Origin of the sequence: Aquabacterium commune, from assembly GCF_004362855.1 — a bacterium.
Classification (GTDB): Bacteria; Pseudomonadota; Gammaproteobacteria; order Burkholderiales; family Burkholderiaceae_C; genus Aquabacterium; species Aquabacterium commune.
Genome location: NZ_SNXW01000002.1, coordinates 498,556 through 524,437, shown reverse-complemented (window position 1 = coordinate 524,437; position 25,882 = coordinate 498,556). Strand labels below are relative to the sequence as shown.

27 protein-coding genes are annotated in these 25,882 nt (G+C 67.2%); 5 read left to right on the top strand and 22 right to left on the bottom strand.

Annotated features, from left to right (window positions below):
• Window positions 1-73: 73 nt before the first annotated feature.
• The 5 genes from EV672_RS06200 to EV672_RS06180 all read right to left on the bottom strand — a co-directional run bounded on the left by EV672_RS06200 (window position 74) and on the right by EV672_RS06180 (window position 3,597).
• Window positions 74-391 (bottom strand): addiction module antidote protein, encoded by a 318-nt coding sequence (locus EV672_RS06200; protein ID WP_133607276.1) that lies wholly within the window; start codon window positions 389-391, stop codon window positions 74-76.
• A 5-nt stretch (window positions 392-396) separates the two neighbouring features.
• A complete protein-coding gene (locus EV672_RS06195) occupies window positions 397-690 on the bottom strand; it encodes a type II toxin-antitoxin system RelE/ParE family toxin (RefSeq protein WP_133607274.1) in 294 nt (97 codons plus the stop codon).
• Between the two features lie 117 nt (window positions 691-807).
• Entirely contained in the window at window positions 808-1,104 is a 297-nt protein-coding gene (locus EV672_RS06190) for a hypothetical protein (protein WP_133607272.1), read from the bottom strand.
• A 195-nt stretch (window positions 1,105-1,299) separates the two neighbouring features.
• Window positions 1,300-2,319, bottom strand: coding sequence for a DUF4344 domain-containing metallopeptidase (locus EV672_RS06185; protein ID WP_133607270.1), 1,020 nt, complete (start codon window positions 2,317-2,319; stop codon window positions 1,300-1,302).
• A 759-nt stretch (window positions 2,320-3,078) separates the two neighbouring features.
• A complete protein-coding gene (locus EV672_RS06180) occupies window positions 3,079-3,597 on the bottom strand; it encodes a hypothetical protein (RefSeq protein WP_243738553.1) in 519 nt (172 codons plus the stop codon).
• Between the two features lie 205 nt (window positions 3,598-3,802).
• Here EV672_RS06180 and EV672_RS06175 point away from each other — a divergent pair, with 205 nt between their 5' ends.
• Window positions 3,803-5,461 (top strand): alpha/beta hydrolase, encoded by a 1,659-nt coding sequence (locus EV672_RS06175; RefSeq protein WP_133607268.1) that lies wholly within the window; start codon window positions 3,803-3,805, stop codon window positions 5,459-5,461.
• A 28-nt stretch (window positions 5,462-5,489) separates the two neighbouring features.
• Here EV672_RS06175 and EV672_RS06170 read toward each other — a convergent pair whose 3' ends face one another.
• The 10 genes from EV672_RS06170 to EV672_RS06125 form a co-directional block, all read right to left on the bottom strand.
• Window positions 5,490-6,704, bottom strand: a complete 1,215-nt coding sequence (locus tag EV672_RS06170) for an MFS transporter (RefSeq protein WP_133607266.1) — start codon at window positions 6,702-6,704, stop codon at window positions 5,490-5,492.
• Window positions 6,701-8,035 carry an MFS transporter gene (locus EV672_RS06165; RefSeq protein ID WP_133607264.1) on the bottom strand — a complete coding sequence of 445 codons (1,335 nt, stop codon included), beginning with the start codon at window positions 8,033-8,035 and terminating at the stop codon, window positions 6,701-6,703. Before EV672_RS06165 ends, EV672_RS06170 begins: the two co-directional genes overlap by 4 nt.
• 36 nt (window positions 8,036-8,071) lie before the next feature.
• Entirely contained in the window at window positions 8,072-9,229 is a 1,158-nt protein-coding gene (locus tag EV672_RS06160) for a porin (RefSeq protein ID WP_243738552.1), read from the bottom strand.
• Between the two features lie 147 nt (window positions 9,230-9,376).
• Window positions 9,377-10,162, bottom strand: coding sequence for a 1,6-dihydroxycyclohexa-2,4-diene-1-carboxylate dehydrogenase (locus tag EV672_RS06155; RefSeq protein WP_133607262.1), 786 nt, complete (start codon window positions 10,160-10,162; stop codon window positions 9,377-9,379).
• Between the two features lie 21 nt (window positions 10,163-10,183).
• Window positions 10,184-11,191, bottom strand: coding sequence for a benzoate 1,2-dioxygenase electron transfer component BenC (gene benC, locus EV672_RS06150; RefSeq protein WP_133607260.1), 1,008 nt, complete (start codon window positions 11,189-11,191; stop codon window positions 10,184-10,186).
• Between the two features lie 10 nt (window positions 11,192-11,201).
• A complete protein-coding gene (gene benB, locus EV672_RS06145) occupies window positions 11,202-11,690 on the bottom strand; it encodes a benzoate 1,2-dioxygenase small subunit (protein ID WP_133607258.1) in 489 nt (162 codons plus the stop codon).
• A gap of 8 nt (window positions 11,691-11,698) precedes the next feature.
• Window positions 11,699-13,108, bottom strand: coding sequence for a benzoate 1,2-dioxygenase large subunit (gene benA, locus EV672_RS06140; protein WP_133607256.1), 1,410 nt, complete (start codon window positions 13,106-13,108; stop codon window positions 11,699-11,701).
• Window positions 13,109-13,159: 51 nt separating this feature from the next.
• On the bottom strand, window positions 13,160-14,074 hold the full coding sequence (gene catA / locus EV672_RS06135; protein WP_133607254.1) for a catechol 1,2-dioxygenase: 915 nt from the start codon (window positions 14,072-14,074) through the stop codon (window positions 13,160-13,162).
• Window positions 14,075-14,133: 59 nt separating this feature from the next.
• On the bottom strand, window positions 14,134-14,424 hold the full coding sequence (gene catC, locus EV672_RS06130; RefSeq protein ID WP_133607252.1) for a muconolactone Delta-isomerase: 291 nt from the start codon (window positions 14,422-14,424) through the stop codon (window positions 14,134-14,136).
• Between the two features lie 30 nt (window positions 14,425-14,454).
• Window positions 14,455-15,582, bottom strand: coding sequence for a muconate/chloromuconate family cycloisomerase (locus EV672_RS06125; RefSeq protein WP_133607250.1), 1,128 nt, complete (start codon window positions 15,580-15,582; stop codon window positions 14,455-14,457).
• Window positions 15,583-15,702: 120 nt separating this feature from the next.
• On the opposite strand from EV672_RS06125, the gene EV672_RS06120 reads away from it, so the two are divergent.
• Window positions 15,703-16,638 carry a LysR family transcriptional regulator gene (locus tag EV672_RS06120; protein ID WP_133607248.1) on the top strand — a complete coding sequence of 312 codons (936 nt, stop codon included), beginning with the start codon at window positions 15,703-15,705 and terminating at the stop codon, window positions 16,636-16,638.
• Window positions 16,639-16,642: 4 nt separating this feature from the next.
• Here EV672_RS06120 and EV672_RS06115 read toward each other — a convergent pair whose 3' ends face one another.
• From EV672_RS06115 to EV672_RS06095, 5 genes are read right to left on the bottom strand one after another with little or no spacing between them, the layout of a single operon-like run.
• Entirely contained in the window at window positions 16,643-17,833 is a 1,191-nt protein-coding gene (locus EV672_RS06115) for a benzoate/H(+) symporter BenE family transporter (protein WP_243738551.1), read from the bottom strand.
• The gene (gene pcaD, locus EV672_RS06110) at window positions 17,830-18,672 is read right to left on the bottom strand and encodes a 3-oxoadipate enol-lactonase (RefSeq protein WP_133607246.1); all 843 of its coding nucleotides are present in this window, start codon (window positions 18,670-18,672) and stop codon (window positions 17,830-17,832) included. The genes EV672_RS06115 and pcaD overlap by 4 nt, the downstream gene beginning before the upstream one ends.
• A gap of 10 nt (window positions 18,673-18,682) precedes the next feature.
• A complete protein-coding gene (pcaF, locus tag EV672_RS06105; protein ID WP_133607244.1) occupies window positions 18,683-19,888 on the bottom strand; it encodes a 3-oxoadipyl-CoA thiolase in 1,206 nt (401 codons plus the stop codon).
• A gap of 30 nt (window positions 19,889-19,918) precedes the next feature.
• Window positions 19,919-20,557 (bottom strand): 3-oxoacid CoA-transferase subunit B, encoded by a 639-nt coding sequence (locus EV672_RS06100; RefSeq protein WP_133607423.1) that lies wholly within the window; start codon window positions 20,555-20,557, stop codon window positions 19,919-19,921.
• Between the two features lie 35 nt (window positions 20,558-20,592).
• Window positions 20,593-21,294, bottom strand: coding sequence for a 3-oxoacid CoA-transferase subunit A (locus tag EV672_RS06095; protein WP_133607243.1), 702 nt, complete (start codon window positions 21,292-21,294; stop codon window positions 20,593-20,595).
• 167 nt (window positions 21,295-21,461) lie between these two features.
• Here EV672_RS06095 and EV672_RS06090 point away from each other — a divergent pair, with 167 nt between their 5' ends.
• Window positions 21,462-22,295 carry an IclR family transcriptional regulator domain-containing protein gene (locus tag EV672_RS06090; RefSeq protein ID WP_133607241.1) on the top strand — a complete coding sequence of 278 codons (834 nt, stop codon included), beginning with the start codon at window positions 21,462-21,464 and terminating at the stop codon, window positions 22,293-22,295.
• Here EV672_RS06090 and EV672_RS06085 read toward each other — a convergent pair whose 3' ends face one another.
• Window positions 22,296-23,129 (bottom strand): shikimate dehydrogenase family protein, encoded by an 834-nt coding sequence (locus tag EV672_RS06085; RefSeq protein ID WP_133607239.1) that lies wholly within the window; start codon window positions 23,127-23,129, stop codon window positions 22,296-22,298.
• Window positions 23,130-23,365: 236 nt separating this feature from the next.
• Here EV672_RS06085 and EV672_RS06080 point away from each other — a divergent pair, with 236 nt between their 5' ends.
• Complete coding sequence (locus EV672_RS06080) at window positions 23,366-24,700, top strand: MFS transporter (RefSeq protein ID WP_133607237.1); 1,335 nt, start codon at window positions 23,366-23,368, stop codon at window positions 24,698-24,700.
• Window positions 24,701-24,763: 63 nt separating this feature from the next.
• Window positions 24,764-24,979, top strand: a complete 216-nt coding sequence (locus EV672_RS06075) for a hypothetical protein (RefSeq protein WP_133607235.1) — start codon at window positions 24,764-24,766, stop codon at window positions 24,977-24,979.
• 133 nt (window positions 24,980-25,112) lie between these two features.
• On the opposite strand, the gene EV672_RS06070 is transcribed toward EV672_RS06075, so the two are convergent.
• The gene (locus EV672_RS06070) at window positions 25,113-25,880 is read right to left on the bottom strand and encodes an ABC transporter ATP-binding protein (RefSeq protein WP_133607233.1); all 768 of its coding nucleotides are present in this window, start codon (window positions 25,878-25,880) and stop codon (window positions 25,113-25,115) included.
• Window positions 25,881-25,882 lie beyond the last annotated feature (2 nt).

Genomic DNA, 25,882 nt, shown 5'->3' with positions numbered 1-25,882 from the left:
ACGCTCAGGGGAGGTCGGGCGTCAGCGGCCGGTGGCAAAGATCACAGGGGCGCTGCAGGGGCAAGCCATGGGTTCAAGCCACGCCTGCGTGCAACTGCACGCCCAGTGCTTTGGTGACCTTCAAAATGGTGGCGAAGCTGGGATTGCCGTTCTCACTGAGCGCCTTGTAGAGGCTTTCACGGCTCAACCCTGCTTCCTTGGCCACCTGCGCCATGCCCTTGGCGCGCGCAATGTCACCGAGCGCACGCGCGATGCCTGCGATGTCGTCAGGCGCCTCCGTCAGCCAGGCATCGAGGTAGGCCGCCATTTCCTCGGGCGTGCGCAGTTGATCGGCCATGTCGTAAGCGACCGTCTTGGTGGCCGATGGGGTGCTGTTGCTGGACTTGGGCATGGCCGTTACTCCTGGAGGTTGCGCGCGAGGTCTTGTGCGAGAGCGATGTCGCTTTGCTGGCTGGACTTGTCGCCGCCAACGAGAAGGATGATCAGTTCGCCACCTCGCTGTGTGTAATACACCCTGTAGCCCGGGCCGACATCGATCTTCAGCTCGGAGATGCCTCCCGACAAGTGGCGGTGCTGGCCGGGGTTTCCGTGCGCGAGGCGGTCAACACGCACTTGGATGCGCGCACGAGCAGCCCGATCTTGGAGCTCATTGATCCAGTCGCGGTAAAGCTCTGTGGTGCGGATTCGCATGCCAAAATGTATCCTGTGGGATACGGTCTGTCAACGCTGGACATGATTGCCATGACCGCTTGCCTGGGTGGTCCGCCACGATTGGGTGTTTACTTGAACGGCAGTGTGGGTGGGCTGTTACTGGCACCGCAGGTCACGGAACTGTTGCCTCAGCCGCAATAGGCGAAGCTGCGTGGCCTGGAGTTCCGAGGTGCCTTGCGCAGCGCGCTCGGCCTGCTCGGCCATCGGCAGGGCCTGGTCCAGCTTCCTGCAGGCTTGTTGCGCTTCACCCGAGAGCTGCGTGCGCCGACCGAACTGGTCCAGCTGTTGTGGGCTCATGCCGGTCAACGGCTTGATGCCATCGGCCAATTGCTCGTGCCTCTGCTCACGCGCCACGTCGGTGCCGACCAACTCTCGTCCTGTGGACTTGTTCATGCCGCGCGTCGGCGTGACATCCAGCTTCTTGGCTCCGAGGCAAGGGGAGTCGGAGTAGTAGGTTATCTTGCCGTCCTCGCATTTGAAAACAGTCCTGGATGGCGGGGGCAGGCCATCGGCGATGGCCAGGGAAGTTGCGAGAGCGAGCGGGAGTGCAATCAGTGTGAATCGCATGCATCGGGTGTCAAAAAAGCATCACTTGATGCGAAGCGCCTCGCGGGCGAGATCAACGTCGTCGGACTTGTTTGGCTTGGCAATGACTTGCTCAAGTGCCGCCCGCTTCGTGTGTCGATAGAGCATCTTGTTCCAGCGACGACTGAACTCTTCTGGGTAATTCATGTCGCGCTGGATGTTCCTGGCGCGCTGAATCGACAGGGTGTGCGTGTCGCCTCGCGTGAGTTGATGGATGGCTTCGGCGCGTGAATCTCTGGTCGACCAGTATTGAATCCAGCCTTGAAGGAGTTGACGCCCAGTGTCGCCACCACGGAGCAACATGGCCACAGCAAACTGATCTGCCATGTCTTCTTCACTGGAGCCGGGTTCGCCCCAACGATTCAACAAGGAGTGGCCATACTCGTGGAAAAGAATGCTGAGCAGCGCGCCGATGTTCCTTTGCCCCATCACTTCGTGGATGATTTCTGTGCAAAGGGTGATGTCGGCTGTTCTGTTGTCCGAGTAAGCATTCGATTCGCCGCACGGTTCAACCCGGATGTTGAAATCGGAGTTCTCGAACGTTCCATTGATTTGGCTTTGAACGCCTTCAAAGAAAGCCCGTGTTTTTTCGATTTCTTCTGCCGGCAAGTTCTTGCGGATGCTGATGCGCGCTGACACGCTTTTCTGGATCACCGTGGCATAACTGTTGTCCAAGATGAGGTAGTGGTTCCCGCTTTCCTCGGCTTGGGCTCTGAGGACAAGGGGAGTTTTCGACTTCACATAGCCCCTGCAGATGGGTCGAGCAGCGTAGGCCTGAGCTTCAGATTCAGTGGCAAAGCATGCGGTGATGTCGTTGTAGACCTTGTTGGTGGCGTTGGCCTCAATTGCCACTTGATCACCTACCCTGAGTGCGCCAAGCGGGACGATTCTCAACTGCCCTGGGGGCACAAGCTCAGTGACATTCCGTGAGCTCTGAGAGATGGGCGACACGTGCACCGTGGCGGCGGTCGTTGTGTTGATCAGCGCCAGGCTCAACAGCGCTACGGTGAGGATGAATTTCATTGGTGGGTGGGTTCGTGTTCAATTGAATGAATTGCCGAATGCGGTCGATGCGCACCGTCTGTCACCCCAAGCGCGCTGCTGGAAGGTTGGTGACCGCATGCGCGGCTCTCCGTTCGTCACTTTTTGTTGCAAATACTGTAACGCCCCCCCGCCGACCCCCATGCGCCACCCAGGTCATCTGTCCCGCCAAGTCGGGGGGCACTGGCACTTCTGGCCGATGCCCGCGCACCGAGCGCGCAACATGGCCCGCCGCTGAATCCCACGGGTCTCTCGCCCTAATGACTTGGCGCGCAAGCGGATGCCACCCACCCGCCGCCGACATCCACCCGCACGCCGCCCAACGGCACTCGCGCGCAACACGCAGCAACCGCACCCGCAAGCAAACCCCATCGGCGCACCGGTCATTCCGGGCCACGCGCAAGCCGTTGTCAGTCGCGCGCAAGTCCGTCCCACTGCATCCACGGCCCGAAACCGCTCGCGCACCGCCCGCGGTGGCTTGCGCGCAAACCGAATCCAGCGGCGCCTGCGTCAAATTCGGCGGCGCATGCCTCGGCAGCGGCGGTGCGCCACGCGCAACCGTTTGCGCGCGAGTGACAAGGGCTTGCGCGCCACCGGCATCGGCCGGCGCACCGCCCGAAACGCCTTGCGCGCCCAGCAAAAAGCCCCGCGCGTCGAGCTGTTCACTCGGCGCGCGGGGCTCAGGGCCTCGCGGCTGGGGTGGGTGGGCTGGCGCGCCGGGTGGCACGCCGCGCCCTCGGGTCATTGCACCGTCTTGACCGTGCCCGCAGGGGTGGCGGTGGTGCCAGCGGTGTTGGCCGCGCCTTCGCGTGCCCCGGCTGGGCGGCGCGAGAAGCGGGCCGACATGCCCTGGCGCAGGCTTTCCAGGCCCGAGCCTTCGCCGACCACGCGCAGCAGGGCATAGCCTTCGAGCGAGGCGCTCATCACGTCGCTGCCCAGGGCGGTGAGGGTGTCGTCCATCTTGCCTTGCAGGCCCTGCAGCCGGACGGCGCGGTCGCGCAGTTGGTCGAAGTGGGAGAGGTCGCGCTGGGCCTCGGCCAGGTCGAGGGTGGGCGGCAGCACGTGGCGGTTCTGGTCGAGCACGCGCAGCGCCTGGCGGCAGAACGCTTCGGACTTGTCGCCCATCTTGCTGAGGCCGCGGCGCTCGTTGACGGACAGGTTGATGAGCTTGTCGAACTGGAATTCCAGCACGGTCAGGGCGCCGTCGATTTCGGCGTAGTCGGCGTCCGTCAGGCTGACGGAGATGAGGTTCTGTGACATGGGGTTCCCTTATGAGTGGTTGACGGCCCGCCACCCTTGGCAGGCCGACCGGCACGGTAGGCGTTTGGCGCCATTTGGGAAATCCCTCTCAAGGGGGTGTCCGGGCACCCCCCTGTTTGCGTGTAACCCTATCGGGTTAGTGCCAGTCGGCGAGGGCCAGGGCGGGCCGCATCATGCGCCACCTCCATGTGACAACACCCGTGCCATGATTTCGACCTTCTTCGCCCCCCGTTGGACGACCGCCATCGCTGCGCTGGTCGCGCTCCTGTCGGCCTCGGCCGCACCCACCGCCTCTGCCGCATCGGCCGCGGGCATCGACTGCGCCCAGGCGCGTTATCCCTCGCTTGCCTGGAGCGCCTGCGAGGCGCGCAACGTAGCGGCCACCGGGCAGAACCCCTTGGGCGCCGGGCCGCTGACGGCGGGCGTGGTGGCCGAGACCTTGGCCTACCAGAAGGCGCGGGCGCAGGCCCTGCTGGCCGACCCGGAGCGCCGCCCCAACCCCAACCCCTGCACCACGGTGCTGCTGTGCCCGGTGGACCCGCGCTTGCAGCACTGGAAAGACCACGACGGCCTGGTCGAGCCGGTGCTCTACACCTCGCGCTCGGGCGCCACCATCTCGGGCCACGTCTGGGCCACCCGCACGGGTGCGGCCAAGCGGCCGGGCGTGGTCATCGTCAACGGCTCCATCGTGGGCTTCGAGCAGATCTATTGGTTCGCCGCGCAGGCCCTGGCCAAGGCCGGCTTCGTGGTGATGACGTTCGACGCGCAGGGCGAGGGCAACTCCGACCAGTTCGGCGCCTACCCGGACCAGCGCGAGGCGGCCTTCGCCGGCACGCCGGGGCTGGGTTTCCTCGGCCCGAAACCTGCCGCGGGGCCGGGCCTGGGCGGCAATGGCCTGCCTTTCTACGACGGCGGTGCCGACGCGCTGGACTTCATGCTGTCCACGCCCGCCCAGCCCTTTGTGCCCGTGCCCAGCCGCACCTCGGGCACCTCGCATGCCGACAAGCAGGCACGCCGCGTGGCGTCCGGCCTGAACGCCAGCCACAACCCGCTGCACGCTTTGCTCGATGCCAGCCGCATCGGCCTGGCCGGCCATTCCTACGGTGCCGTGGCCGCGAGCTGGTTGGCCCAGCACGACCCGCGCGTGCGCACTGCGGTGGCGTGGGACAGCCTGTGCGTGCCCGTGTCACCCGCGCCCGATGAGATCGCGGCCTTCGCCGCCGCGCCCGTCAACCGCCTGGCCGGCATCCTGCCCGGTGGCTTGCTGTACGGCCTGCCCACGCCATGCATTGGTGCGCCCGCCGGCCCTGCCCCGGCCATCACCAAGCCTGCGCTGGGCATCAATGGCGACTACCTGGCCGCTGGCGTCCCCTACCTCACGCCGCCGCGTCCGCAAGACAAGGCCGCGGCCTCCTTCGCCTACTCGGCCGCGGGCGTGGACACCGGCAACATCACCATCCGCGCGGCCACGCACTTCGATTTCAACGACGTGCCGCTGGTGCTGCCGGCCTCGCGCCGCGGCATCGACCTCGTCACCTGGTACACCGTGGCCTGGTTCGCCAAGTACTTGCAGAACGACCCGCTGGCCGACCGCATGCTGCTGAGCACGCGCTGGCAGAACGACGCCGCCGCGGCCAAGGCCCTGCCGGCGGGCGAGCCCAATGTGTACTCGTGGCACTACCGCTCGCGTCTGTCGATCACGCAGGCCAACGGCCAGCGCTTCCAGTGCGAAGACCTGCGCAAGGGCTGCCCCGGCCAGGTGAGCGCGGCCAGCGACTGGGGTGCCACACCCTACGCGTTTGCCAGTGTGGCCAACGGCCCGACGCAGCCGGCCACGGCGGCCTGCAGCGCCGCAGCGCCCTGACGGATCACTGGCAGGATCACCGGAGGGGTCAGCCCTCCATCCGGTCCCGCTGGGCCAACGCCGGGAACCACTTCCACCACAGCGCGGCAATGGCCACCGAGCCCACGCCGCCCAGCACCACCGAGCCCACGGCGCCGAAGGCCGCGGCCGTCATGCCCGACTCGAACTCGCCGAGCTGGTTGGACGCGCCGATGAAGATGGAGTTGACCGCCGCCACGCGGCCGCGCATCTCGTCGGGGGTTTCGAGCTGGGTCAGCGTCAGGCGGGTGACGACGCTGATGTTGTCGGCCGCGCCGGTGATGGCCAGCATCAGCATCGACAACGCGAAGCTCTGCGACAGGCCGAAGCCCAGCGTGGCCAGGCCGAACACGGCCACCGCCATCAGCAGGCGCCGGCCCACTTGGCGTTCCAGCGGCCAGCGCGTCAGCACGATGGACATGGCCAGCGCGCCCACCGCGGGTGCGGCGCGCAGCAGGCCCAGGCCCACCGGGCCGGTGTGCAGGATGTCCTTGGCGTAGATGGGCAGCAGGGCCGTGGCACCGCCCAGCAGCACGGCGAACAGGTCCAGGCTGGTGGCGCCCAGCAGCACCTTGCGCTCCCACACGAAGTGCAGGCCGGCGAACACATCGCTCCAGGTGCTGGCCTGCCGCGTGGGCGTGAAGGGGTAGCGCACCCACAGGGCCAGCGCGAAGGACAGCAGCAGCAAGGCCGTGCACAGCGCGTACACCGTGGCCGCGCCCGTGGTGTAGAGCAGGCCGCCCAGCGCAGGCCCGCCGATCACGGCGATCTCCATGCCGCTGGAGCTGACAGCGATGGCGCGCTGCAGCAGCTCGCGCGGCACCAGCAAGGGCGTGATGGCCTGCTGGGCCGGCATCTGGAAAGCACGCGCCACGCCCAACAACACCGACAGCCCGAGGATGAGGCTGCGGCTGACTTCGCCATGGAAGGTGCCCCAGCACAGCAGCGCGGCCACGGCGCCCTGGGCCAGCATGCACAGCGCGAAGATGCGGGCGCGGTGGTGGCGGTCGGCGATGTGGCCGGCCGGCAGCGTCATCAGCAGGGCCGGCACGAACTGGAAGAGGCCCACCAGCCCCAGATCCCAGGCGCTGGCGGTGAGGTCGTACATGTGCCAGCCCAGCGCCACCATGAGCATCTGGTTGGCCATGATGCCGCCCACCCGGGAGACCCAAAAGCGCACGAAGGAGGTTTGCGCCAGCAGGGCGCGCAGGGGGCTGGAGCTCATGCGGGCATTGTCGCCGCTCCCATCTGCCGTGCCGGCACCTTGGCCATGCTGAACACACCCATGGCCACGCAAGCCACGGCACCGGGGATGGCGAAGGCCAGGAAGTTGGCCGTCAGCGGCAGCTCGGCGGCCATCAGCGCGCCGCCCAGCAGCGGGCCGACCACGGCGCCGTTGCGCCCGATGCCCGAAGCCCAGCCCAGGCCGGTGGAGCGGATGGCCATCTCGTAGAAGTGCGCGCCCAGGGCGTACAGCAGGATCTGCGAGCCGATGGTGGTGGCGCCCGCGATGGCGATCAGGGTGTAGAGCACGCCGGTCGGGCTCTTGAAGCCCAGCAGGCTGATGGACACGGCGGCGATGGCGAAGAACACCATCAGCACGCGGGGCAGGTTGAGCCTGTCGCCCAGCCAGCCGCCGCCCACCGCACCGAAGATGGCGCCGAAGTTCAGCACCAGCAGGAAGCTCAGCGAGGAGCCCAGGCCATAGCCCGCCTTGGTCATCAGCTTGGGCAGCCACGAGGCCAGCGCATAGACCATCAGCAGGCAGCAGAAGAAGGCCACCCACAGCATCACGGTGCGCAGGGCGCGGCCGTCACGGAAGAGCTGCAGCACCGAGGCACCCGCGGCCTTGGCCGAGGGCATGCTCAGTTGTTCATCGGCCTGCAGCGCGAAGCCAGGCTGCACGCGGGCCAGCACGGCGGCGGCTTCCTCGGTGCGGCCTTCGCGCACCATGAAGCCGACCGACTCGGGCAGCTGTCGCATGATGATGGGCAGCAGCAGCAGGGGGATGCCTGCCACGAAGAACACCGACTGCCAGCCGTAAGACGGCAGCAGCACCATGCCCAGGCCGGCCGACAGCATGCCGCCCACCGAGTAGCCGCTGAACATGATGGCCACCAGCGTGGAGCGGATCTTCTTGGGTGCGTACTCGCTCATCAGCGCCACCACATTGGGCATGACACCGCCGATGCCCAAGCCCGCGAGGAAGCGGCAGACGCCGAACTCGGTCGGGTTGCGGGCAAAGCCGTTGAGCACGGTGAAACCGCTGAAGAGCACCACGCACATCGTGATCGCTTTCTTGCGCCCGATCTTGTCGGACAGTGGCCCGAAGATCATGGCGCCGGCCATCATGCCGAACAGCGCGTAGCTGCCCAGGGCACCGGCCTGGATGGGCGTGAGGTTCCACTCCTTCATCAGCACGGGCAGGACCACGCCGTAGATGACGAGGTCGTAGCCGTCGAAGATGATGATCAGGGCGCACCAGAACAACACCATCCAGTGGAAGGGGTTGAACTTGGCTTCGTCGATGAGCTTGTTGGCGTCAACTGTTTTCATGGAGACCTCGGTTCAGCAGGTGGAGGGATGGGCGGCTCAGAAGCGGTGAACGATGCCGAGCTGCAGGGCCTGGATGCGCTCGCCGTTCACGTCGGCGGCGCTGAAGTTCGGCAGCACGGGCGCCGATCCGGACAAGATGAACCCCGCGTTGCGCGCGTTGTTCAGGACTTCGTAAGACGTGTAGAGGGTGGTGCGGCGCGACAGGTCGTAGAAGCCACCGACCGAGCCGCCCGTGGCGTCCTGGCCTGCACTCGACGTGTCGTGGATGCGGCCCACCAGGCCACCGACGCGCAGCTTGCCGCTGACGCGCCAGTCGGCCGAAACCTGCACGACGTTGTGGAAGCGGCGCGCGTCGGTGTTGTCGCCGGCCACCAGGGCGCCCGTGGCCCCCAGGATGGAGCCGGCGTTGTTGCCGAACACGACGTTCGACGAGCGGGTGCTGAAGTTGCTGCGGATGAAGGTCAGATAGACCTTGCCCTGGCCCCAGTCGTGGTTGAGGTAGAGGTTGTCGAAGGCGATGGCCTTGTCCACCGCGGCACCCGAGGGCGGGCGGGCCCGCAGGCCGGCGTAGCCGACGCGCCAGGGGCCATCGAGGTAGTCCAGCGCCACCTGCCACACGCCCTTGCTGGACGGGCCGCCTGTGGCCTGTTCGCCAGGGGCGAAGTGGGCTTCGAACAGCACGCCGTTCACGCGCGGCGAGATGTAGGCGATGTCGTTGTCCAGGCGCGCCGGCTGACCGAAGTGGTTGGCCGTGGAGGCCAGGGTGCGTCCGCTGTAGTCGATGAACTCGCTGCGCGTGAAGACCACCGTGTTCTGGCGGCCCACGCGGATTTCACCGTGCCCCGTGGCCAGGCCCAGCCAGGCCTGGCGGTCGAAGAAGCGGGTGCTGTCGGCCTGGGCGCCACGGTCGGCGAACAGGCCATGCTCCAGCGTGAACTTCATGGCCATGCCGGCGCCGAGGTCCTCGGTGCCACGCAGGCCGATGCGGCTGCGCAGGATGGCGCCGTCGTTCAGCGAGGTGAGTTGCGCGCCCGAGCTGCTGCGCATGTGCTGCAGGTACTGGTCGATGCTGCCGTACAGCGTCACGCTGGACGTGGACGTGGTCGGCGTCGGGGCCGGCGCGGTCGGCTGGGCCTGGGTCCAGGTGCAGGCCATCAGGGTGGCGGCGGTCAGGAAGGCACGTCGGAGCTGCATGGGATGGCGAGGCAAGTGGGGTTGAACAGATGGGTCGGACACGCACGCGCACACGACCCCACCCGATCGCCGTCGCCTTGTGAGCGGGGCTTTCGGGGTGGGCGCGTTGACGTGGATGGGGTCGTTGAGAAGGGGGCGGGAAGGGCGTCAGCCCAGGTCGCCACCGCCCACCGGCAGGGTGACGCCGGTGATGTAGGACGCGTCAGGTGAGGCCAGGAAGAGGATGGCGCCGACCTGTTCGTCGATGGTGCCGTAGCGCTTCATCAGGCTGGAGCGCACGGTCTGATCGACGATCTGCTGGTACCAGGCCTTCTCTTGCTCGCTTTGCGCGGCCGCATTGCGCGGGATGCGGCGCGGCGGCGCTTCGGTGCCACCGGTGGCGATGGCGTTGACACGCACACCGCGCTCGCCGGTCTCGAAGGCCAGGCAGGCCGTCAGCGCGTTCACGCCGCCCTTGGCTGCACCGTAGGGCACGCGGTTGATGGCGCGCGTGGCGATCGACGAGACGTTGACGATGGCGCCCTGGCCCTGCTCCAGCATGATGGGCAGCGCCGCGTGGCAGCACCACAGCGTGGGGAACAGGGAGCGGCGCACCTCGGCTTCGATTTCGTGCGGCTGGTAGTGCTCGAAGGGCTTGGCCCAGATGGTGCCGCCCACGTTGTTGACCAGCACGTCGAGGCGGCCGAAGCGGCGCACGGCCTCGGCCATCACGCGGGCGCAGTCGGGCTGTTGCTCCATGTCGCCGGCCAGCGTCAGCAGGCGCTGGGACAGGTCGGGCACGTCGGTCAGGGCATGCAGCTCTTCGACCAGCGCCGAGCGGTCCACGGCCACCACGAGGGCACCTTCGCCGAGCAGGCGCTCGACCACGCGGCGGCCGATGCCTTGTGCCGCGCCGGTGACCACGGCCACCTGCTTGTCAAAACGTGGGGTCATGTCGTGTTCCTCGTGCGGGGTTCAGGCCGAGGCCGCGAACTTCTCGTAATAGAAGTTCTTGGGCTGGATGCCGCGTTCGCGGATGAAGGTGCTGACGGCTTCGACCATGGGCGGCGGGCCGCACAGGTAGATGTCCACTTCGCCTTCGTTGAGGTGCCGGGGCTCGATGTGCTGCGTCACGTAGCCCTTGTGCGGGTACGGGCTGTCGGCATTCGCCACGCAGGCGGTGAAGGTGAAGTTGGGGATGCGCGCAGCGAAGGTCGCGAGCTTGTCCATGTCCACCAGGTCGCTGTCGTGGGTCACGCCGTAGATCAGGTGCAGCGGGTGGGCGCTGCCTTGCTCGGCGATTTTTTCCAGCATGGCGGTGAAGGGCGCCAGGCCCGTGCCACCGGCCAGCATCAGCAGCGGGCGCTGGATGTCGCGCAGGTAGAAGCTGCCCAGCGGGCCGGCCAGGGACAGGGCGTCACCGGTCTTGGCCAGGCTGGTCAGGAAGGTGCTCATCAGGCCGCCGGGCACGTTGCGGATCAGGAAGGAGACCTTGCCATCGCGCGGCATCGAACTGAAGGAGTAGGCGCGCGACTGTTCGCTGCCCGGCACTTTCAGGTTGACGTACTGGCCGGGCAGGAAGGCCAGCTTGTGCAGGGCCTCGCCTTCGATGGTCAGCGAGATGGTGCTGGGCGACAGCTGCTTGACTTCGCTGATGGCCGCTTGATACGCGCCTGGCTCGGCCTTGCACACGGCAGAGCCCACGGGCACGCGCACCACGCAGTCGCTTTGCGCGCGCATCTGGCAGGTCAGCACGTAGCCTTGCTTCGCTTCGTCCTCGCTGAGGGCGTCTTCGATGTACTCGCCCATGGTGAACTGGCCCGATTCGGCGAAGCACTTGCAGGTGCCACAGGCGCCGTCGCGGCAGTCCAGGGGGATGTTGACGCCCTGGCGGTAGGCCGCATCGGCCACGGTTTCGCTGGGCTTGGCGTCGATGAAGCGGGTGACGCCGTCTTCGAACTGGAGTGCAATCTGGTGGCTCATGGCACAGCCCTCACAGGTGGTACACGTCGATGACGTGGTGGATGTAGTCGTTCTTCAGCACGATGTACTTGCGCTTGATGAGCGGCTGGCCGCTGCTCAGGTCGAGCGTGACGTGGGTGGTGCCGAAGTGGCTGTCGGTCGTGTTGTAGCGGTAGCTCAGGGTCTGCCAGTTGTAGCGAACCTCGACCGTTTCACCCTGTGCCGACACGATCTCGATGTTGTGCAGGTTGTGGCCGGTGCGGGGCTCGGGTGTGCTGGCCGCCGAGCGCTCGGTCTTGATGCGGAAGACGCGGTCTTCCAGGCCGCCGCGGTTGGGGTAGTAGATCAGCGAGATCTCGCGCTGCGGGTCGCGCGTGAGCTCGCCGTCGTCGTCCCAGGAGGGCATCCAGAATTCGACCGCGGGGTGGTAGCAGGTGAGCCACTCGTCCCACTGGCGGTCGTCGAGCAGGCGGGCTTCGCGGAACAGGAAGGTCTGGACTTGTTCAATGTTCATGGGCATGGGGCACCTCAGGCTGGCTGGATGGTGATGACGCGGGCCTGCTGGCCAGCTTGCTTGTCTGCCGCCTGCTTTTCGGCGTGGACCGCGCGCTGCATGGCTTCCAGCCAGAAGCGGTGCTGCTCGGTGTAGAGGCCTTCGTCTTCGGTCTTGACGCCGCTGAGCTTCGGGTGCAGGTCGATGTCCTTGGCGGCGGCGTCCGGGCCTTCGACCCAGTGCGTGGCGCCGCGGCACATGTCGTTCCATTCCAGCGCGATGCCCTGGTAGCCCTGCTGGCAGGCGCGGAACTCTTCGAGGTCGTCGGGCGTGGCCATGCCGGTGGCGTTGAAGAAGTCCTCGTACTGGCGCACGCGGCGGGCGCGGGCCTCGTCGGACTCGCCCTTGGGCGCGATGCAGTAGATGGTGACTTCGGTCTTGTCCACGGCGATGGGGCGCAGCACGCGGATCTGCGAGCCGAACTGGTCCATCACATAGACATTGGGGTAGAGGCACAGGTTGCGCGAGTGGCCGATCATCCAGTCGGCGCGGGCCTGGCCGAACTGCTCGACCAGCTCGTCGCGGATCTGGAAGGCCGGACGGTCTTGCGGGTTGGCCCACTTGGTCCACAGCAGCATGTGGCCGTTCTCGAAGGAGTAGAAGCCGCCGCCTTGCTTGGCCCAGCTGCCGGCGTCCATGGCCTTGATCTGGTCACCGGCTTCGGACTGCTTGCGGTGGTTGGTCGTGGCCGCGTAGTTCCAGTGCACCGAGCTGACGTGGTAGCCGTCGGCGCCGTTCTCGGCCTGCAGCTTCCAGTTGCCATCGAAGGTGTAGGTGGACGAACCGCGCAGCACTTCCAGGCCTTCTGGCGACTGGTCCACGATCATGTCGAGGATCTTGGTGGACTCGCCCAGGAACTCGGTCAGGGGCTGCACGTCGGCGTTGAGGCTGCCGAACAGGAAGCCGCGGTAGCTCTCGAAGCGGGCGACCTTCTTGAGGTCGTGGCTGCAGTCCTTGTTGAAGGACTCGGGGTAGCCGGCGTCGCTGCCGTCTTTCACCTTCAGCAGCTTGCCGCTGTTGTTGAAGGTCCAGCCGTGGAAGGTGCAGGTGAAGTTGGCCTTGTTGCCCTTCTTGTGGCGGCACAGCGTGGCGCCACGGTGCGAGCAGGCGTTGATCAGGGCGTTGAGCTCACCCGCCTTGTTGCGCGTGATGACGATGGGCTGACGGCCGATCTGGGTGGTGAAGTAATCGTTGACGTTCGGGATCTGGCTTTCGTGGGCCAGGTAGATCCAGTTGCCTTCGAAGATGTGCTTCATCTCCAGATCGAACAATTCGGCGTCCGTGAAGGCAGCGCGGTGGAGTCGGTAGATGTGCTGGTCTTTGTCTTCGACCAGCATGCCGGCCAGGCGCTGTTCGACGCCTTCAAGGGATGCGGAGTTCGTCATGGTCGTCTCTGCTTCAACAAAACGGGTGAGGGGGCGTGCGGTCGCTGGCGATCAGGCGGCGGCGCGGGGGCGGGCGAAGTCCGTGTCGGGGGCTTCAGCCTTCAGGGGCTGCATGTCGAAGTTGAATTCGATCTCGTAGAAGGGCTTGCTGGTTTCCAGGGCCTTCATGGCAGCCGCGTCGCTGTTGGTCTTGACCGGGGGCACCAGGCCTTCGCGGGTGCCGAAGGCGAAGTCGTCCCACAGGTGCGGATCGGTCTCGATGTTGATCTGCGTGGTCAGCTTGCGCTTGCCTTCGGCGTGGGCGAAGAAGTGGATGTGCGCCGGGCGGTGGCCGTGGCGGCCCAGCAGGGTCAGCAGCACGTCGGTGGAGCCGCCGGGAGGCACGCTGTAGCCCACGGGCATGATCGAGCGGAACTTGTAGCGGCCTTGCGCGTCGGTGACGATGGTGCGGCGCAGGTTGAAGGCGCTTTGCGACTTGTCGAAGTAGGAGTAGTTGCCCAGGTGGTTGGCGTGCCACACCTCGACCTTGGCGCCGGCGATGGGCTGGCCCTTCTCGTCACGGACCACGCCGGACATCACCACGATCTCGCCAGGCTGGGTGCCGTCGTCCAGGCGGGCTTCGCCTTGCACCACGGGGGCGCCGGTCACGTAGAGCGGGCCTTCGATGGTGCGGGGGGTGCCGCCCTTCAGGCCGGCGCGGGCTTCGGCTTCGTCCAGGCGCAGGTCCATGAAGTGCTCCAGGCCGACGCCGGGGACGATCAGGCCGAGTTCGCCGCGCTTGCCGGCTTCGCCCAGGTAGTTCAGGCCGGTCCAGAATTCTTCAGGGCTGATGTCCAGGTCTTCCATCGCGTACATCAGGTCGGTCAGCAGGCGCTTGACCACCGTTTTCACGCGGGGGTTGCCGGGGCCGGTCACGCCGGTGGTTTCGAAACGGGCGACGAGTGCGTCGATGGCTTGTCTGTCCATGGGATGTCTCCTGAAGGGTGGGGCGGGATGAGCCTGGGGTTCGCGGGACGTGGCGTCGGTCAGAGATCGGCGTCGCGGATCGACGAGGGGTGGCGGCACAGCGCCGTCACGTCCATCGCCATGTAGGGGTAGAGCGGCAGGCTCATGAGCAGCTGGTGCAGCTCTTCGTTGCTCTCGACGTCGAAGATGCTCACGTTGGCGTACTGGCCGGCGATGCGCCACAGGTGGCGCCACTTGCCGCTGGCCTGCAGCTGCTGGGCGAGCTCACGCTCGGTTTTTTTGAGGGCGTCGGACTGGCTGACCGGCATGTCCACCGGCAGCTTCACGACCATTTCGACTTTGAACAGCATGGTGTTTTCCTTGTGGGCGGTGATGCGGGCTCAGCGGTCGCGGCGCAGGCGCGCGAGCTTGGCCTCGTCGATGTCGAGGCCCAGGCCGGGGGTGCGGGGCAGGTGCAGGGCGAAGTCGCGGTACATCAGCGGCTCGCGCAGGATCTCTTCGGTCAGCAGCAGCGGGCCGAACAGTTCGGTGCCCCAGCTCAGCGAGTCGAAGGTGGCGAAGAGCTGGGCTGAGGCCATGGTGCCCACGGCGCCTTCGAGCATGGTGCCGCCGTACAGCGCGATGCCCGAGGCTTCGGCGATCGCCGCCACCTGGGCGGCACCGCGCAGCCCGCCCGACTGGTTGATCTTCACGGCGAAGATGTCGGCGGCTTGCGTGCTGGCCACGGTGAAGGCGTCCACCGGGCCGTGCAGCGACTCGTCGGCCATGATGGGGATGATGTTGGCCTGGGTCAGGCGGCGCAGGCCGAGCTTGTCGTGCGCGGCGATCGGCTGCTCGACCATGTCGATGCCGGCGTCGGCCAGCATGCGGCAGCCTTCCAGGGCCTCGGTCACCGACCAGGCCTGGTTGGCGTCGATGCGCACGCTGGCGCGGTCACCGACGGCGCGCTGGATGGCGGCCACGTGGGCCACGTCGTCCTTGACCGAACGCAGGCCGATCTTCAGCTTGAAGATGTTGTGGCGGCGCAGGTCGAGCACGCGCTCGGCTTCGGCGATGTCCTTGGTGGTGTCGCCGCTGGCCAGTGTCCAGGCCACGGGCAGGCTGTCGCGCACGCGGCCACCGAACAGCTCGCTCAGCGGCACGCCCAGGCGCTTGGCCTGGTTGTCGTACAGCGCGGTTTCGATGGCGCACTTGGCGAAGCGGTTGCCCTGGACGTGGCCCTTGACGCGGGCCATGCAGGCGGCGACCTGGGTGGCGTCCTGGCCGACCAGCAGCGGCGCGATGTAGCGGTCGATGTTGGTCTTGATGCTTTCGGGGCTTTCCTCGCCGTAGGCCAGGCCGCCGATGGTGGTGGCCTCGCCCCAACCAACGACGTCGTCACTGGTCTGCAAGCGCACCAGCACCAGGGTCTGGCCCATCATCGTCGCCACGGACAGCTTGTGCGGCCGGATGGTCGGCACATCGACCAGCAGGGTTTCAAGCGCGAGGATCTGGACTTGGGAGCTCATGTCGCCACTTCATTCGAGAGAAGAATTGACGGCATCTTAGGAAGGGAGCTTGCCTCCTGTCCAAGACAGTTTTAGACTGCCTCCATACCTTGCGAGCATGGTGAGGGTGGGTAAATACGCATGGATCTCCGACACCTCAAGTACTTCGTCGCCGTGGCCGACGAGCAGAACTTCACCCGCGCAGCCGAGAAGCTGCACATCTCCCAGCCGCCTTTGAGCCGGCAGATCCAGGACCTGGAGGCCGAGCTGGGCCTGGCCTTGTTCGAGCGCGGCTCACGCCCCCTGCGGCTGACCGAAGGCGGGCGTTTCTTCTATGGCCATGCCACGCGCTTGCTGGAGCAGGCTGCGCAGGCCGTGCGCACCACGCGGCGCGTTGCGCTGGTGGAGCGCCGGCTGGTGATCGGTTTCGTCTCGTCCACCATGTACGGCGCCCTGCCGCAACTGGTGCGCCTGTTCCGCGCGGCGCGCCCGCAGACCGAACTGGCGCTGCTGGAGATGTCCACCGTGGCGCAGATCGAGGCCTTGAAGACCGGTCGCATCGACGTGGGCTATGGCCGCATCCGCCTCGATGACCCGGCCATCAAGCGCGAGGTGCTGCGCGAGGAAAGGCTGGTGGTGGCGATACCGCATGAGCATGAGGCGGCTGCGCCCGACAAGGCCGACAAGGCCATGACGCTGGCCGAGGTCGCGCGCCACGACAACCTGGTCTATCCGCACACGCCGCGCCCGGGTTATGCCGACCAGGTGCTGTCCTTGTTCCGCGATGCGGGCCTGGAGCCGGCCAACGTGCACGAGGTGCAGGAGATGCAGACCGCCCTGGGCCTGGTGGCCGCCGGCATGGGCCTGTGCGTGGTGCCGGCCAGCGTGCACCGGCTGCGCCCTGACGAGGTGGTGTACCGGCCCCTGGCCGAGCCGCAGGCGGTCTCGCCCATCATCATGAGCACGCGGCTGCACGACCAGTCACCCGACATCGTGCTGCTGCGCAACCTCATCGACGACATCTACCGCGCCCAGGCCGAAGAGCGCCGCCGCAACGAGGAACTGGCGGGCCCTTGAGGCGTCAGGCCTGTGCACGCGGCTGCCAGATCCAGTGCGCCAGGCTGCCGATCACCACGCCCCAGAAGGCCGAGCCCAGGCCCAGGAAGGCCATGCCCGAGGACGTCACCAGGAAGGTGAGGATGGCGGCTTCGCGGTGTTCGGTGTCCATCACCGCGTGGGTGATGTTGGCCGTGATGGCGCCCAGCAAGGCCAGGCCGGCCAGCACGGCGATGAAGGCCGGGGGCAGGGCCGCGAACAGCCACAGGATGGCGCCCACCATGCTGCCACCCACGATGTAGAACACCCCGTTGGCGATGCCGGCGATGTAGCGCTTGCTGGGGTCTTCGTGGGCATCGCGCCCGGTGCACAGGGCCGCCGTGATGGCCGCCAGCACGATGGTGATGCCACCGAAACAGGCCACCGCCAGCGAGGCCAGGCTGGTGCCCACCATGATGGGCTTGGCCGCCGTGTCATAGCCCGCCGCGCGCAGGATGGCCATGCCCGGCAGGTACTGGCCGCTCAGGCTGACCACCACCAGCGGGATGGCCAGGCTGAGCGTCGAAGCCCATGACCATGCGGGCTGGATGAACACCGGCACCGTCAGCGACAGCGGCATCTGCGACCAGGGGATGGGCGTGCTGAAAGGGCCGAAGGCCGCCAGCGCGACGCCGAGCGCCAGCACCATCAGCATGTGGTACCTGGGGCGCCAGCGCTTGAAGACGAGGAAGGCCGCGACCATGCACAGCGTGAGCACGGGCAGCGTCTCGACGGCCTTGAAGGCCTTGGCGCCGAACTGGAAGAGGATGCCGGCCATCATGCCGGCGGCCACGCTCTTGGGGATGTGGCGCATCAGCGCGTCGAAGCTGCCGCTCAGGCCAATGGCCAGCACGATGGCGCCGGCCGTGAGGTAGGCGCCCACGGCTTCGTTCAGCGACAGGTGGGGAAACAGCGTGATCAGCAGGGCCGTGCCCGGCGCTGACCAGGCCGTGACCACCGGGGCTTTCAGCCACCAGCTCAGCGCGATGCCCGACACCCCCGCACCGATCGAGATGGCCCACACCCAGGACGCGAGCATCTCGGGCGAGGCGTGCGCCGATTGCGCCGCCTGGAAGCAGATGAGCAAAGGCCCGGCGTAGGAGATGAGCACGGCCAGGAAGCCGGCGGTGATCGCCGAGACCGAGAGGTCACGCTTCAGCACGGTTGTGCGGGTCACGCTGTGCCGGCCTCCAGGCCTTGCAGCCAGGTGTCCACGGTCTGGATGAAAGCCTGCGGCTGCTCCAGCACGCTGAGGTGCGAGGCTTCGGGCAGCACGACCAGCTGGGCGCCCGAGATCTGCCCGGCGATGGCGCGTGCCATGGCCGGCGGCGTGCCCAGGTCCAGCTCGCCCGCGATGACAAGCGCTGGCACCTGAATGCGGTGCAGGCGGTCCAGCGTGTCCACGTCGCGGATGGCTTCGCAGCAGGCGATGTAGCCGGCCGTGTTGCAGCCCAGCACCTTGGCGCGCCAATGCGCGACCACCTCGGGTTGTGCGGCGCGGAAGGCGTCGTGGAACCAGCGCGTCATGGCCATGTCCACGATGGCTTGCAGACCCTGTTCGCGGATGGTGGCGATGCGCGTGTCCCAGCCCTGGCGGGCTTCGAAGGGGTAGTGCGTGGTGGTGTTGGCCAGCACCAGGGCGCTGACCTTGTCGGGGTGGCGCAAGGCCAGTTCCTGACCGACCATGCCGCCCATGGACAGCCCGATCCACACCACCGGGCCCAGTTGCAGGGCATCGATGAGTGCGGCGGCTTCGTCGGCCAGCTGCGCCATGGTGTAAGGGCCGGTGGGGACGAGTTGCGGATCCTGACTGGCGCCGTGGCCGAACTGGTCGCAGCAGACCACGCGGTTCTCGGCCGCGAGGTGCTGGGTCAGCGCGTCCCACATGGTGTGGTCGCAGCCCAGGGCGTGGCCGAGCAGGAAGGTGCGCTGGGGCGCCTGGCCGTTGCGCGGTTCGTGCACGGTGTAGGCGGTGGCGCCTTGGCGCTGCACCTGGGCGGGGGTGGGGTTCGTCATGCGCTGGGCCTCAAACACGTTCAACGATCAGGGCGATGCCCTGGCCCACGCCGATGCACATGGTGCACAGCGCGTAGCGGCCGCCGGTGCGGTGCAGCTGGTTGATGGCGGTGGTGACCAGGCGGGCACCGCTGGCACCCAGCGGGTGGCCCAGGGCGATGGCGCCGCCGTTGGGGTTGACGCGCGGGTCGTCGTCGCGCAGGCCGAGCTGGCGCAGCACGGCCAGGCCTTGCGAGGCGAAGGCCTCATTCAGCTCAATGACGTCCATCTGCGCGAGGGTCAGGCCGGTCTGCGCCAGCACTTTGACGGTGGCCGGGGCTGGCCCGATGCCCATGATGCGCGGGGCCACGCCGGCCGTGGCCATGCCGACCACGCGGGCGCGCGGCGTCAGGCCGTGGCGGGCTGCAGCGCCTTCGCTCGACAAGATCAAGGCGCAGGCGCCGTCGTTGACGCCCGAGGCGTTGCCGGCCGTCACGGTGCCATCGGCACGCACGACGGGGCGCAGCTTGGCCAGCGCCTCCAGCGTGGTTTCGCGCGGGTGCTCGTCACGGCTGACGACGAGGGCGTCGCCCTTCTTCTGCGCGATGGTCACGGGCGTGATCTCGGCGTCGAAGAAGCCAGACTGCTGCGCCGCCGCCGCTTTGGCCTGCGAGGCCAGCGCCATCTGGTCCTGGTCTTCGCGGGAGATGCCGAAGTCGCTGGCGACGTTCTCGGCGGTCTCGGGCATGCTGTCCACGCCGTGCAGTTGCTTCATCAGCGGGTTGACGAAGCGCCAGCCGATGGTGGTGTCATAGACCGCGTTCTCACGCGCGAAGGCCGACGTGGCCTTGGGCATGACGAAGGGCGCGCGGCTCATGCTCTCGACGCCACCGGCGAGCATCAGCTCGACCTCGCCGGCCTTGATGGCGCGCGCGGCCGTGCCCACGGCGTCCATGCCGGAGCCGCACAGGCGGTTGACGGTCGAGCCGGGCAGGGCAATCGGCAGGCCGGCCAGCAGCGCCGACATGCGGGCCACGTTGCGGTTGTCTTCACCGGCCTGGTTGGCGCAGCCGTAGATGATGTCGCCGAAGGCTTCCCAGTCGAGCTGGGGGTGGCGGGCCATCAGGGCCTTGAGCGGCACGGCGCCCAGGTCGTCGGCACGCACGCCGGACAGGCTGCCGCCGTAGCGGCCGAAGGGGGTGCGCAGCGCGTCGCAGATGTAGGCGTGTTGGGTCATGGGGCTTCTTTCGGGGAGGGCAGCGCGGGCTCAGGCTTGCAGCGTGACGCCGGGCACCAGGGCTTGCAGGTCGGACAGGCTCAGGCCGGGCACGGTGTCCACCACCTTCACGCCTTGCGGGGTGATGTCGAAGATGGCCAGGTCGCTGTAAACACGGCTGACGCAGCCGATGCCGGTGAGCGGGTAGGTGCAGGCGGGCGCGAGCTTGCTCTGGCCGGTCTTGGTCAGCAGCTCCATCATCACGCAGGTCTTCTTGGCGCCGATGGCCAGGTCCATCGCACCGCCGACGGCGGGGATGGCGTCGGGCGCGCCGGTGTGCCAGTTGGCCAGGTCGCCCGTGGCCGAGACCTGGAAGGCGCCGAGCACGCAGACGTCGAGGTGGCCGCCGCGCATCATGGCGAAGCTGTCGGCGTGGTGGAAGAAGCAGCCGCCCGGCAGCAAGGTCACGGGCTGCTTGCCGGCGTTGATGAGGTCGAAGTCCTCTTCGCCTTCGGCCGGCGCGGGGCCCATGCCGATGACGCCGTTCTCGGAGTGCAGCACGACTTCCTTGTCGGCGCTGAGGTGGTTGGCCACCGCGGTGGGCAGGCCGATGCCGAGGTTGACGACGGCGCCGTCGGGGATGTCGGCAGCGACGCGGGCGGCCATCTGGTCACGCGTCCAGCGGGGCAGGGTGGTGTGGTTGACTTGGCTCATGGTGTCTCTCCTCAGGCGGTGCGCTTGAAACCGCCGGCGGCGGTGGCGGTGCGGGCGATGGGCACCACGCGTTGCACGAACAGGCCGGGGGTGATGACGGCTTCCGGGTCCAGCGCGCCGAGCTCAACGACCTCGTGCACGGTGGCGACAGTGGTCTTGGCGGCCATGGCCATGATCGGCCCGAAGTTGCGCGCCGTCATGCGGTAGGTGAGGTTGCCCCAGCGGTCGCCCTTTTCGGCCTTGATGAGGGCGAAGTCGGCGTGGATGGGCGCTTCGAGCACGTACATCTTGCCGTTGATCTCGCGGGTTTCTTTGCCCTTGGCCAGCTCGGTGCCGTAGCCGGTGGGCGTGAAGAAGCCGCCGATGCCGGCGCCGGCGGCGCGGATGCGCTCGGCCAGGTTGCCTTGCGGCACGAGTTCCAGCTCCAGCTCGCCGGCGCGGTAGAGCGCGTCGAAGTGGTGGCTGTCGGACTGGCGCGGGAAGGAGCAGATGATCTTGCGCACGCGCTTCTTGGCCAGCAGCGCGGCCAGGCCGGTGTCGCCGTTGCCCGCGTTGTTGTTGACGATGACGAGGTCTTTGGCGCCGGTCTCGATCAGGGCGTCGATCAGCTCGTTGGGCTGGCCGGCCGTGCCGAAGCCGCCGATCATCACCGTGGCGCCATCGCGCACGTCGGCCAGCGCGTCGGCCGGGGTCTTGACGATTTTCTGGATCATGGGGTGTCTCCGCGTGGGGGGCGCCTTGCCAGCGCCGAATCTTGTGTTCTAATAGCGAACAAGAATTCGCATACCGAACATGCGCACAGCGTAGCGCCCTGTCACAGCGCTGTCAAGGCGGCTTGCCCTTGCTGCGCCCTGCACAAAGTGCGTTCAGGAGAGACCCCATGGCCACCCGTTCCCGCACCCCGCTGCCCGCTGCCCGGCTTGAAGCGCCTGAAGCACCCGCCAGCGATGCCCAGCGTCCCAGCGACAGCCACGTCCAGTCGTTCGCGCGGGGCCTGGAGGTGCTGCGCAGTTTCGGCGCCAACGCGCCCACCCAGACCCTGAGCGAGGCCGCCGAGCGCACGGGCCTGACACGTGCCGGCGCGCGCCGCATCCTGCTGACGCTGCAAGGTCTGGGCTATGTCGCGCAGGAGGGGCGCGATTTCCGCCTCACGCCCAAGGTGCTGGAGCTGGGCTTTGCCTACCTGGCCTCGCAGCCGTGGTGGCACGTGGCCCAGCCGCTGATGGAAGACCTCACGCAGACGCTGCACGAGTCGAGCTCGGCCGCGGTGCTGGACGGCGACGAGATCGTCTATGTGTTGCGCGTGCCGGCCCACAAGATCATGTCCATCAACCTGGGCGTGGGTTCGCGCTTGCCGGCGCATTGCTCGTCCATGGGGCGCGTGTTGCTGGCCGGCTTGCCCGAAGACGAGCGCGAGCGCCGCGTGATGGCCATGCACCTGACGGCCAAGACGCCCAAGACGGTCACCGACCCGGACCGCCTCTTGAGCGTGCTGGGCGATGTGCGGCGCAAGGGCTTCGCGTTGGTGAGCGAGGAGCTGGAACTGGGCCTGATGTCGCTGGCCGTGCCCGTGACCGACCGCCAGGGCCGCGTGGTGGCGGCGCTCAATGTGAGCACGCAGCCGCAGCGGCGCACGGCCACCGAGCTGCGCGAGCAGTGCCTGCCGATGCTGCAGGCCGTGGCCAAGCGCATCGGCGAGACGATGGCGCGCTGATCAGTAGCTGATCCGCGCCACGGCGCGCAGCTCTTCTGGCGTGGTCGTGCCGAAGCCGAAAAACTCCAGGTAGGCCGGGATCATCTCGAACAGCATGTCGGTGCCGACCTGGATGGGGCAACCCTTCGCTTGCGCGGCGGCCAGCAGCGGCGTGATCTCGTGCTTCATCACCACCTCGCCCACGAAGGTGGTCGGGGCGATGCGGCTGACGTCGAAGGGCAGCGGGTCGCCGTCCTTCATGCCCAGTGGCGTGGCGTTGACGATGAGGTCGAAGCCGGCCGGGTCGTTCGAGCCGGTGCTGACCTTCAAGGCCGGGTGGTGCTGCTGCAGGCGCTGCGCCAGCGATGCCGACGAGGCCGGATTGCTGTCGAACAAGGCCATCTCGGCCACGCCCGCATCGGCCAGCGACGCCGCGATCGCGCAGCCCACGCCGCCGTTGCCCGACACCAGCACGCGCTTGCCCTGGAGCGCCTGGCCTTTGCGCAGCACGCCGCGCACGAAGCCTGCGCCATCGAACTGGTCGCCCAGCAGGGTGCCGTCCGCGCGGCACAGCACGGCGTTGGCGGCGCCGGCCACCTGGGCGGTCGGGGTGAGCTCGTCCACAAGGTCCAGGGTCACGACCTTGTGCGGCATGGTGATGAGGGCGCCGCGCACGTTGGTCGTCTTGAACAGGGCCTTGAGGAACTCGGCGTAATGCTCGGGCTTGACGCCCATGGGCACGACCACGGCGTCGATGCCGTGCTTGTCGAACCAAGGGTTGTAAATCATCGGCGACTTGAACGTCGATGTCGGGTAGCCGATGTGGGCGATGAGGGTGGTGTTGCCGTTGATCATCGTGGTGTCTCCATGGCTCACACGATGCCCGCGTGCGGCTTTTGCTTGAACCGAGGGGAAACCCAAGATTGGATCGCTGATCGTGCAGCCTGCGCGCAGATCGCGCATCTGATCGATTTCGTCTTGAAGCGGCCGCATCACACGCCTATCGTCGCGTCCATTGACAGGGGCACCCCATGGCGGCGGTGCCCTGCACGCAAGGCTGTTGATCAGCCAATGATGGAGATTTTTCAAACATGGCCGTCACACCGAACCCCATGACCCACGAGCCCGGCATCCCTGCCGAACCCACCAGCACAGGGCAGAAGCTGCGCTCTGCCATGGCCATTGGCAAAACCCGCTGGGTGATGCTGTCGCTGGTGTTTTTCGCCACCACGCTGAACTACATCGACCGCGCCGCGCTTGGCGTGATGCAGCCGGTGCTGGCCAAGGCGATGAACTGGACGCCGAAGGACTACGCCGACATCAACTTCTGGTTCCAGGTGGGCTATGCCATCGGCTTCGCCGCACAAGGCCGTTTCATCGACATGGTCGGTGTGAAGCGGGCCTTCGCGCTGGCCGTGCTGCTGTGGAGCATCGCGGCCGGTGCGCACGGTCTGGCCGTGTCGGCGGTGGGCTTCATGGTCTGCCGCTTCTTCCTGGGCCTGGCCGAGGCCGCGAACTACCCCGCATGTGTGAAGACCACGCGCCTGTGGTTCCCTGCCGGCGAGCGCGCCATGGCGACGGGCATCTTCAACGCCGGCACGAACGTGGGCGCCATGCTCACGCCGGTGATGCTGCCCTTCATCCTGCAGGTCTGGGGCTGGCAAGTGGCCTTCTACTTCATCGGCTCCCTGGGCGCGGTGTGGCTGTTCTTCTGGCTGAAAAACTACGCCAACCCGGAAGACCACCCCAGCGTCAGCGCCCGCGAACTGCAGCACGTGCAGCAGGGTGTGGAGCCTGAAGCCGAGAAGGTGCCTTACTCGCGCATCATCCGCATGCGTGGCACCTGGGCTTTTGCGCTGGCCTTCGCGATGACGGCCCCCGTGTTCTGGTTCTACCTGTACTGGCTGCCGCCTTTCCTGAACCAGCAGTACAACCTGGGCATCAGCGTCTCGAAGATGGGCATCCCGCTGATCATCATTTACCTGACGGCCGACGTGGGCAGCGTGGGCGGCGGCATCCTGTCGTCGTGGATGATCGGCCGCGGCATGCAGCCGGTGCAGGCGCGCCTGACCTCGATGCTGATCTGTGCGCTGTGCATCACCTCGGTGGTGTTCGCCGCCGGTGCCAGCAGCCTGTGGATGGCGGTGGCGGCGATCTCGATCGCGATTGGCGCGCACCAGGCCTGGACGGCCAACATCTGGTCGATGGTGATGGACTACACGCCCAAGCATGTGGTGAGTTCGGTGTTCGGCTTCGGCGGCATGATCGGCGCCATCGGCGGCATGTTCATGACCCAGTTGGTGGGTTATGTGCTGACGGTGACGAACAACAACTACACGGTGCTGTTCACGATGATCCCGGCGGCTTACTTTGTCGCGCTGACGTGGCTGTACTTCATGGCGCCGCGTCAGGTGGAAGCGGCCTGATCTGACGCCTTCACGTTCGTTTTTTCAAAGGGCCTTCGGGCCCTTTTTCTTTGACTGTGGCTGGTGCTGGTGCTGGTGCTGGTGCTGGTGCTGGTGCTGGTGCTGGTGCTGGTGCGGTCGAGGGTGGCCAGGGGAGGCCGCCGCAGGCCTTGGGCGCGGGGCACCACCGAGTCCGATGACCATCACCCCTTGAACACCGACCAGGCAGGTGCAGGGCAGGACACCGCGCATGCGGGCCCGCAGCGGCCTCCCCTGGCCACCCTCTGGGGGCGGCGCTGAGCTGTGCGCGGCTGCGCGGTGATGGTCAATCAGTCGATCACGCGGGCACAAAAAAGGGGCGTGCCCGGTGAAGGACACGCCCCAAGGGCGCAGTCACCGCCGCAGCGGCCCCTGCCTCTGGCTCAACGGTTGATCAAACGGTGGAGGCCGCCGACGGGGCGGGCGCAGCGTGTGCGCCACCGAGGAAGATGCGTTCGAGGTTGGGGTCGGCCAGCAGCTCGTCGGCGCGCTTGTGCAGCACCAGGCGACCCGATTCCAGCGCGATGGCTTCGTCGGCCATCTTCAGGGCGCTCTTGACGTTTTGCTCGACCATCAGCACCGTGGTGCCCTGGTCGGCCAGCTTGCGCAGCAGCTTGAACACATCGGCCACGACCATGGGCGAAAGGCCGATGGAGGGCTCGTCGATCAGGAGGACCTTGGGGCGCAGCAGCAGCGCACGGCCCACTTCCAGCTGCTTTTGCTCGCCACCCGACAGGGACGAGGCCAGCGAGTGCATGCGCTCCTTGACGCGGGGGAAGAACTCCAGCACCTCGGGGATGCGTTCGTGCGTGGTCTTCATGCCCAAGGTGATGCCACCGAGTTCCAGGTTCTCATAGACCGAGAGCTGGCCGAACAGGTTGCGGCCTTGCGGCACGAAGGCGATGCCGTGCTTGACGAGCAGGTCCTTGGCGCTGGCGCCGGTGATGTTCTCGCCATCGAGCTTGATGGCGCCCGAGCGCATCTTGGTCAGGCCGAAGATGGCCTTGAGCACGGTGGATTTGCCCGCGCCGTTGGGGCCCAGCAGCAGCGTGATCTTGCCGCGCTTGGCCTTGAAGCTCAGGTTGTTGAGGATCATGAACTCGCCGTAGCCGGCCAGCACATTGTCGAACTCGATGCAGGTGTCGTTGGCAGGTGCGCTCATGT